The organism is Streptomyces sp. NPDC041191 (assembly GCF_055591945.1).
This window is the reverse complement of the sequence record NZ_JBVIZC010000009.1, coordinates 358,016-365,093: the sequence shown is the minus strand read 5'-3', so window position 1 is coordinate 365,093 and position 7,078 is coordinate 358,016. Positions and strand designations below refer to the sequence as shown.

General features: G+C 66.9%; 7 protein-coding genes. 3 read left to right on the top strand and 4 right to left on the bottom strand.

Features of this window, described 5'->3' with window-relative positions; genetic code table 11:
* Nucleotides 1-187: 187 nt before the first annotated feature.
* A protein-coding gene (locus ACZ6AQ_RS20270) for an IS5 family transposase (RefSeq protein WP_468761023.1) occupies nucleotides 188-978 on the top strand; the annotation gives its coding sequence in 2 pieces (ribosomal slippage) (nucleotides 188-487 and nucleotides 490-978; 789 coding nt in all).
* Here the strand turns inward: ACZ6AQ_RS20270 and ACZ6AQ_RS20265 are convergent.
* Nucleotides 959-1,885, bottom strand: a complete 927-nt coding sequence (locus ACZ6AQ_RS20265) for a hypothetical protein (protein ID WP_468760994.1) — start codon at nucleotides 1,883-1,885, stop codon at nucleotides 959-961. The two genes, ACZ6AQ_RS20270 and ACZ6AQ_RS20265, sit on opposite strands and share 20 nt — an antisense overlap.
* Before the next feature lie 235 nt (nucleotides 1,886-2,120).
* Here ACZ6AQ_RS20265 and ACZ6AQ_RS20260 point away from each other — a divergent pair, with 235 nt between their 5' ends.
* Both ACZ6AQ_RS20260 and ACZ6AQ_RS20255 read left to right on the top strand, forming a co-directional pair.
* Nucleotides 2,121-3,023 carry an SRA domain-containing endonuclease gene (locus ACZ6AQ_RS20260; protein WP_468760992.1) on the top strand — a complete coding sequence of 301 codons (903 nt, stop codon included), beginning with the start codon at nucleotides 2,121-2,123 and terminating at the stop codon, nucleotides 3,021-3,023.
* A 143-nt stretch (nucleotides 3,024-3,166) separates the two neighbouring features.
* Nucleotides 3,167-3,325: a hypothetical protein gene (locus ACZ6AQ_RS20255; protein ID WP_468760990.1), complete on the top strand. Its 159-nt coding sequence runs from the start codon at nucleotides 3,167-3,169 to the stop codon at nucleotides 3,323-3,325.
* An 863-nt stretch (nucleotides 3,326-4,188) separates the two neighbouring features.
* Here ACZ6AQ_RS20255 and ACZ6AQ_RS20250 read toward each other — a convergent pair.
* The 3 genes from ACZ6AQ_RS20250 to ACZ6AQ_RS20240 form a co-directional block, all read right to left on the bottom strand.
* A complete protein-coding gene (locus tag ACZ6AQ_RS20250) occupies nucleotides 4,189-5,058 on the bottom strand; it encodes a hypothetical protein (RefSeq protein WP_468760988.1) in 870 nt (289 codons plus the stop codon).
* A gap of 283 nt (nucleotides 5,059-5,341) precedes the next feature.
* Complete coding sequence (locus tag ACZ6AQ_RS20245) at nucleotides 5,342-5,677, bottom strand: hypothetical protein (protein ID WP_468760987.1); 336 nt, start codon at nucleotides 5,675-5,677, stop codon at nucleotides 5,342-5,344.
* A 227-nt stretch (nucleotides 5,678-5,904) separates the two neighbouring features.
* Complete coding sequence (locus ACZ6AQ_RS20240) at nucleotides 5,905-6,969, bottom strand: IS630 family transposase (protein ID WP_468760985.1); 1,065 nt, start codon at nucleotides 6,967-6,969, stop codon at nucleotides 5,905-5,907.
* Nucleotides 6,970-7,078 lie beyond the last annotated feature (109 nt).

The following is a 7,078-nucleotide window of genomic DNA, read 5'->3' as shown; positions in this document are numbered from 1 at the left end:
CGCGATCTCGGTGCCGTCGGCCGAGACGACACGGCCCTCGACTCCGGCCGACTGCTCTCGCGCTGGTGCCATGTTTCTCTCTCCGGTTCACGTAGAATTCGTAACACGATCTTGTTGAGCGCCCCTGGCTGGCCGTGACCGGTGTGATGATTCGGCCGTTCGGAATGGTGTGACTACCCGGCCGTGGATCGTGGACGATGACCTGTGGGCGCTGATCGAGCCGCTGCTGCCACCCTGGCCCGAGAAGACTCCCGGCCTGCAGCCGGTGCCGGACCGGCAGTGCCTGCAGGGCATCCTGTACGTGCTGATCAACGACATCGCCTGGCAACTGCTCCCTCTGGAGCTGGGGTTCGGCTCGGGTCAGACCTGCTGGCAGCGGCTTGATCGGTGGCAGAAGTCCGGAGTCTTCGACCAACCGCACCGGATCCTGCTCGCCGAGCTGAACGCGGCCGGTGAACTGGACTGGTCCCGAGCATGCGTCGATGGCTCCCACGTCCGCGCGAAAAAGGGGGCGCCGACACCGGTCCGTCGCCGGTCGACCGGCGAAAGGCGGATAGCAAGCACCACCTGATCTGCGACGGACGCGGCACCCCGTTCAGAGTCATCACCACCGCGGCCAACGTCAACGACGTCACCCAGACCCTCTCCCTGGTCGACGGCATCCCGCCCGTCGCCGGACGGCCCGGCCGCCCCCGCAGGCGACCCGAAGCCCTGCTCGGCGACAAGGGCTACGACTCCAACCTCAACCGCAACGAACTGCGAAAACGCCGGATCCTGCCGATCATCTCCCGCAGGGGCGCCCCCAACATCCACTGCCTGGGCAAGCTCCGCTACGTCGTCGAGCAGACCTTTGCCCTCCTCCACCAGTTCAAACGCCTCGCCGTCCGCTGGGAACGCCGCACCGAACTCCACGACGCCTTCGTCTCTCTCGCCTGCAGCCTCATCTGCTGGAGACGCCTCAAGAAGACCCGAACATGATCGTGTTACGAGCTCGACGGTCACCGTGTGGATGGTGTTGCCGACCCAGGACCACGGGGCCCCGTCGGCGCGTCCACGGGCTGGGCCGGCTCGGCGCCCACGGGTAGGTGCGGGTGATGACGCCGCTGTCCGCATCGAGTTCGTCGCCCCCGACGAGGACCGGTGTCCCGTCCTCTCCATACAGAAACTCGCGGATCGCGCTCCCGTCCTTGGTCGTGGTCCGGCGGCTGGCCGGGCCGATAGGGGCGAGTTCGTAGGTGATGCGTCGGACCCCGGTTTTCAGGCCGCGGCGCTTGTCCTCGGGCAGTTCCCACGCCAGGTGGACCCGCATCGGGAACTCGGCACCGTCCTGCTCGCCGTCCTCCGGCCACTCCGGTAAGTACAGGCCCGGGCCCCAGGTACGCAGCAGGACGCGGCCCTTCCCCGGCTCCCACGCCAGGGTGTAGACCCCGTCGCCCAGGAGGATCGCGTTGCGCTCCGTCTGCTGGATGCGCAGCGGCAGCAGCTCCTTCTCCGCCCACGCCCGCAGCCGCTCCTGCACGGCGTGCGCCGCGGCGGCTTCCGGGGACGGTTCGTCGTCGGCGTGCTCGGCGCCGGCCACGCTGATGGTCTGCTCGGAGCCGAGAAGGTAGCCGAGCGCGGTGTCCACGATCTTCGACAGGTCGCCCAGCTCCCGGCGCTCGGTCCCGCTATCGTCGTCCCCGCTCAGCGCGGCGAGCTGCTCGGCCTGGTTGGAGTCGTAGGCGGCCAGCAACCGGTAGGCAGCCAGGTGGCGCAGGTCCTCGTCGGGAATCCACGACGAGGTCAAGTCCGCCCAGGTGTTCCGCCCCGGCCGTCTCGAATCAGCCATGACCGGCTTGTAGTCCAGCCAGCTCCAGGCGTCGGTGATCAGCTCGCGCAGGCCCACAGTGCCCCTCCAGGCAGTCGGCCCCGCGCCGCAAGCAACACCCTACGTGTCCGAAGCTCACCCCAAGATCGTTCATAACGATTTGATAACTGGCGCTAGGAGTACACCGGAGCTTTCATAGGGGTTTCTACGCATAAGTACAGTCCAAGTACCCGCAAATTTCACGTGACGAGGTGAAGTCACCCTCTCCCCTCATAGTGACTGCGCTAGCCTTCATGGCATGGGAGGTGGGGCGGTGGCCAAGGACGAGTTGAAGGTTGGCGAGGTAGTAGCGCGGCGCGATCTGCACGCGCGCTTCGGCGGTACCCCGCAAGGCGGCATCTCGCCGTCGACCCAGGCTCAGATGGTGATGATCTTCGCCGCCGAACGACCAAGCCCAGATGACTTCACGGGGTGGGGGGAGGACGGAATCTTCCACTTCTCGGGCGCCGGCATGCACGGCGACCAGGAGATGACGCGAGGGAACCTGGCACTGCTGCGCCATAAGGAGCAGGGTCGCGCGGTGCACCTGTTCCACCAACTGCGTAGGCATTCAGACGAACCGGGTCGGCTCTATCGCCACCTGGGCCGCTTCGAGGTCGACACTGAACAGCCGTACTACATCGCGGACGCACCAGACGCCAACGGCCACATGCGGACCGTGATCGTCTTCCGCCTACGGCCGGTCGGAGCCACCGTCCCCGACGGACCGCGCCTGCCGGTCACTCCGCTGACTGAAACACGCATCACCAAGGCACCCGAGATCACCGTTGCCCGCGTCCGCCGACAACCTCAGGAATCCACGAACGACATCCTCCGACGGTTGACCGGGGACTACGCGAGCCACCTGCACGGTCTCGGACGGGAAGTCGTCAGCGCACAGGTCCGAGTGAAGGGCGAAACCAGAATTGCCCGCGTTGATCTTCTGGACGTCACCGAGAACAGGCTCATCGAGGTAAAACACAACACTACTCGGCAGTCAGTTCGAAGTGCGATCGGCGCCCTGGTGGACTATCGCCGCTTCTTCCAGCCGACTCCCACTCTCACGCTGCTCGTGCCCGCAGCACCGAGAGAGGACCTGCTCGACCTCTGCGCGTCCCTGTGCATCGAGGTCGTATGGCCAAACCCTGAAGGAGGCTTCACATCGACCCATGACTAACGGCTGAGGCGGTACGCGCACTGCAATGCGCCGCCACCCCAGCCGCCATCTGGTTACCACAGGGGTCCTAGTCGCTGTGAGTAACCGTGTGCCCTTGTCCAGCAAAGAACAGGAGCTACTCCATTATGTGCGAAAAAAACGCCGTGCCCGAAGTCAGCAACGGTGACGCCGCCACTGCGGCCCGAATCTACGGGATCGCCCTGGTGGCCGGGGCGCTGCTGGTCATCTTCGGGAACACCAGCCCGGTCGAAGCGTCGGGATTCGTCTCCCCCTTCCTGGTCATGTTCGAGCAGCGGCGGTAGCTAGCCGGTGGCGGTCGCTCCAGTGGTGCGACCGCCACCGTGCCTGAGGGAGATCACGCCGTTGGTTCACCCCACGTGTTACTGCCTCTTCCCGGCCGCCTCAGCCGCGGCCTCGTCGTAGCCAGGAAGCCCCGGTGCGGGGAAGGAGGAGCAGGCTGAGATGAAGCCCGCCTGGTGTCTGCTCACGCTCACCGAACTGGGTCCAGCAAGCCGAACACTCCTCTTCGCTCGGACCCGCGTACGCCAGCAGGGTACCGTTGGCGATGCTCTGCTGCTGCAGCTCCAGCCCCGTCTGTCGTCCACCGTGCATCCGGTGAGACCGGTGACGGCCAGCAGGATGCCGTACGCCGTGACCGACCAGGCTCCCCCGAGTCGTCATGATCGCGAGGCTACCAAGCCGTCCGAACCGTTCGTGGGACTGTTTCCTCTTGAGGCCGTTTCCGTCTCAACTCGGATATGTGTAACTGCCCTTCACCGTGCGTGTCTCTCTCGTAGGGTGTGGCCGGGTGCACCGGTCTCCCTCGCCTCCTCGGCAAATCCGCAACAGGCACTGTCCGAGGGGTGCCGTGAAGGTGAGGCGAGTTCGGTGTTACGCGGAACAGGACGGCGGCGCCGCCCCAAACCGTCCCATGAAGGAAGGTACGGCCGACTGCTCTTGGGGGCCCTGATCCAGGTCTTCTTCTGGATCATCGACCACTAGACACAGCCGACCACACCTCTCCCGGCGCAGCAAGACCCCACGCTTCCTAGGGCCAAGGTCTTCTGCGTTTGAGCGTCGGGTCATCAGCCCTGCTGGTGGCTCGACGCTGGCTCCGCCACGCGTGCTCTCGCGCGACCCAAGGCCGTTATCCGGCACTCGCAGGCTAGCCCACGCTCTCAACTTTTATGAACCACATACCAAAAAGGAGGTGCTGCGGTACTGGAGTGGCGCGGCCTACCTCATCGCCGCCCATCGAAGCGGTCGTCGTCGGAACCGGGGGGGTGTCGAGCTGGTCGGGGTCGGCCAGTTCGGTGAGACCGTGCACGGCTGCGTCCATGGGGTCCGGGCTGTCCATGCCTTCGATCCAGGTGACCATCTGGTCTTCTAGCTCTGTGTACTCACCGACGTGGTGGACGAGCTGCTGTTCGTACAGCTGGGCCACGGGCGCCGCGCGGAGGCGCTTGCCGACCCTCGCGGTGACCTCTAGGAACATCGGCATGAGCAGGCCCTTGGTGACACCGTCGCAGCGCAGCTGCTCCCACGCTTGGGTGACCACCTGTTTCGCCATGTCGCCGCCGTAGTTCTTCTCTACCACGATGGCGTCGGCCTTGAGTTCGAGGGCGAGGCGGCAGGCGGCCAGGCCCCAGTCGTTGGCGCCCATCGAGCCGGACCGGTCGGCCAGGACGTAGAGCTGTCGGTCGAAGTCGCGGGCGACGCCGACGATGCCGGTCTCATCTCCGACGGTGCTCTCGCCGTCGGCGGGGTCGACGGCGACGATGATGCGGGCCATGTCGAGGCCGGAGAACTGCACGGCGTTGATGCGGGCGTTGTCAATCCACTCGCGCTGCCACACGCCTCCCGCAGGCGGGCGCGGCTTCTGCATGTACAGGGCACCCCAGACGCGTTCGCCGACGCGCTTGCAGGTCTTGGCGTGGTGGGCGGCGTCGACGCGTTCGGGCCACAGGGCCTCTCCGGGCGCGCGGCCGAGGGGGGTCGCCCGGGCTGTCGGCGAGCGCGAGGAGGTCGATGACACGCCAGGCGTCGCGCTCGGTGGCGAGGATGCGCCCGGCGAGGTCGTCCTCGTGCCAGCGGGTCTGGATCAGGCAGATGGCCCCGGCCGGTTCGAGTCGGGTCTAGATGACGGAGGTCCACCAGTCCCAAGCGTGCCTTCGCATGGTCGGGGAGTCGGCGTCGGCCATGTTCTTGACCGGGTCGCCCACGATGGCGATGTGCGCGCCGCGTCCGGTCAGGCCGCCGACGAGGCCAGCCGCGAGGAGTCCTCCTTGGCCGCCGACGATGTCGAAGCGGTTGGCGGCCTAGCTGCCGGGCTTGAGCTGGAGGCCGAGGTCATCGCCCCAGATGAGGATGGCGTCCCTGATCCATCGGCCGTGGTCGTCGGCCAGGTCGGCAGAGTAGCTGACGATCACCATGCGGTGGCCGGGGTTGCGCCGCAGGTACCACAGCGGGGCCCAGCGCGAAGCGCGTCTGCTCTTGCCGTACCGCGAGGCCCTGGTCGCGGATGGCCTTCTTGTAGGCGACGAAGAACAGCCGGTCGAGCCGCTCGGCTTCCAGGGAGCGCGGCGGCGCGCGATGGCCGCACGCGGGGCCTTGCCGGGGCGTCCCACGTCGGGGCCTTCACGGCTCGGGTGCACCCCCGTGCCCATCTCCATGATTGCAGTGTTTGGGTACGCCAGAAAAGCCGCAGCTTCGTTGGGTAAGTGGCCTGTGACGGCTACGTGTTGCTAGGGTGCCGCAATAAGGTTTTCTGTCATCTACGGGGTCCAGGTACCGACGATCTGGGCGCGTCGTGGGGTTGCCCCAGACCGTTGCCGTGGAACTGACATAAGGAAGAGGGCCCGTCTCAGCAGGCGCTATTGAGTCAGAAACTCATGGGGTTCTCGTCCAGGACGTAGCGGACATGTGGGCCGCCGAAGTAGCCGCGGACGATGTGTGGCTGTCGCTGGCGTCTGCGGAAGAAGCGGCGGGTCTCGGCTGCGAGTTCGGCCTGATCCCGGGCTCGGTGCTGCTTGGGCAGGCTGTGTTCGAGGCCGGCGTTGACCAGCTCGTCGGGGTTCAGCCCGGGCGAGTACGGCGGCAGGAAGTGCAGCTCGACGTCGTCGGGATGGGCGGCCGCCGGCCAGTCGCGGACCTTCCTGGAACGGTGGGCGGAGTGCCCGTCGACCACGAAATGGACTTTGTGGTCGAAGTGGCCGGCCAGCCGGTCCGGGAAGCGGCACATCACCTCGGCGGTGAAGCTCTGGGTGAAGACCGTGAAGTGCATCCGGCCCTTGGTGCTGATCGCCGACATCGCGTTGACCGAGAACCGGTTCCCGCTCCGCCGCACCACCGGTGTCCTGCCCTTCTCGCCCCAGGTGCGGCCGGTGACCTGGTCCGAGCGGATGCCGACCTGGTCGGCAAAGAGGATCTCTCCGCCGTCCCTCCTCGCCTTCGCGCGGATCTCCGGCCACGTCTCCTGATGCCGGCGCGCTACGGCCTCGGGGTCTTGCTCGACGGCCCGCTTGTCCGGGCGCTGGAAGGACAGTCCCCACCGCTTCAGGTACTTGCCCACCCCCACCTCGGTCAGCCGCACCCAGTACAGCTTCGCGATCAGTTCGCCAACCAGCCGCCGAGTCCACAACTGCCCGCTCAGGCCCGCGTCACAGGGCCGGTGATCGAGAACGCCCTGCCGCACCGCGGCCTGCCCGGTCTCCCCGAGCACCTGATGCACCCCGACCGGCTTGCCACGCGGGCACATCACCAGCGCCTCCCGCCCGCCGGCCTGCCATTTCGCCCACCAGATGTCAACCGCCTTCAGCGACACACCGAAGACCACCGCCAAGTCCCCACGGCCCCGTCCCGCCACCAGCGCCGCCACCACCCGCAACCGCAGAGCCTCCTGCGCCGACGGCGAAAGATGCCGCGCGTCCCCCACCAGATCGCTCACACCCCACCAACCACCCAGAACTCAAACTGTTTCGGGTCAATACCGACCGGGTGAAGCCGGGCAGCCAAATCTTCCGGCGCCCGGGGATTTGGCACGGCTGGAAACATCA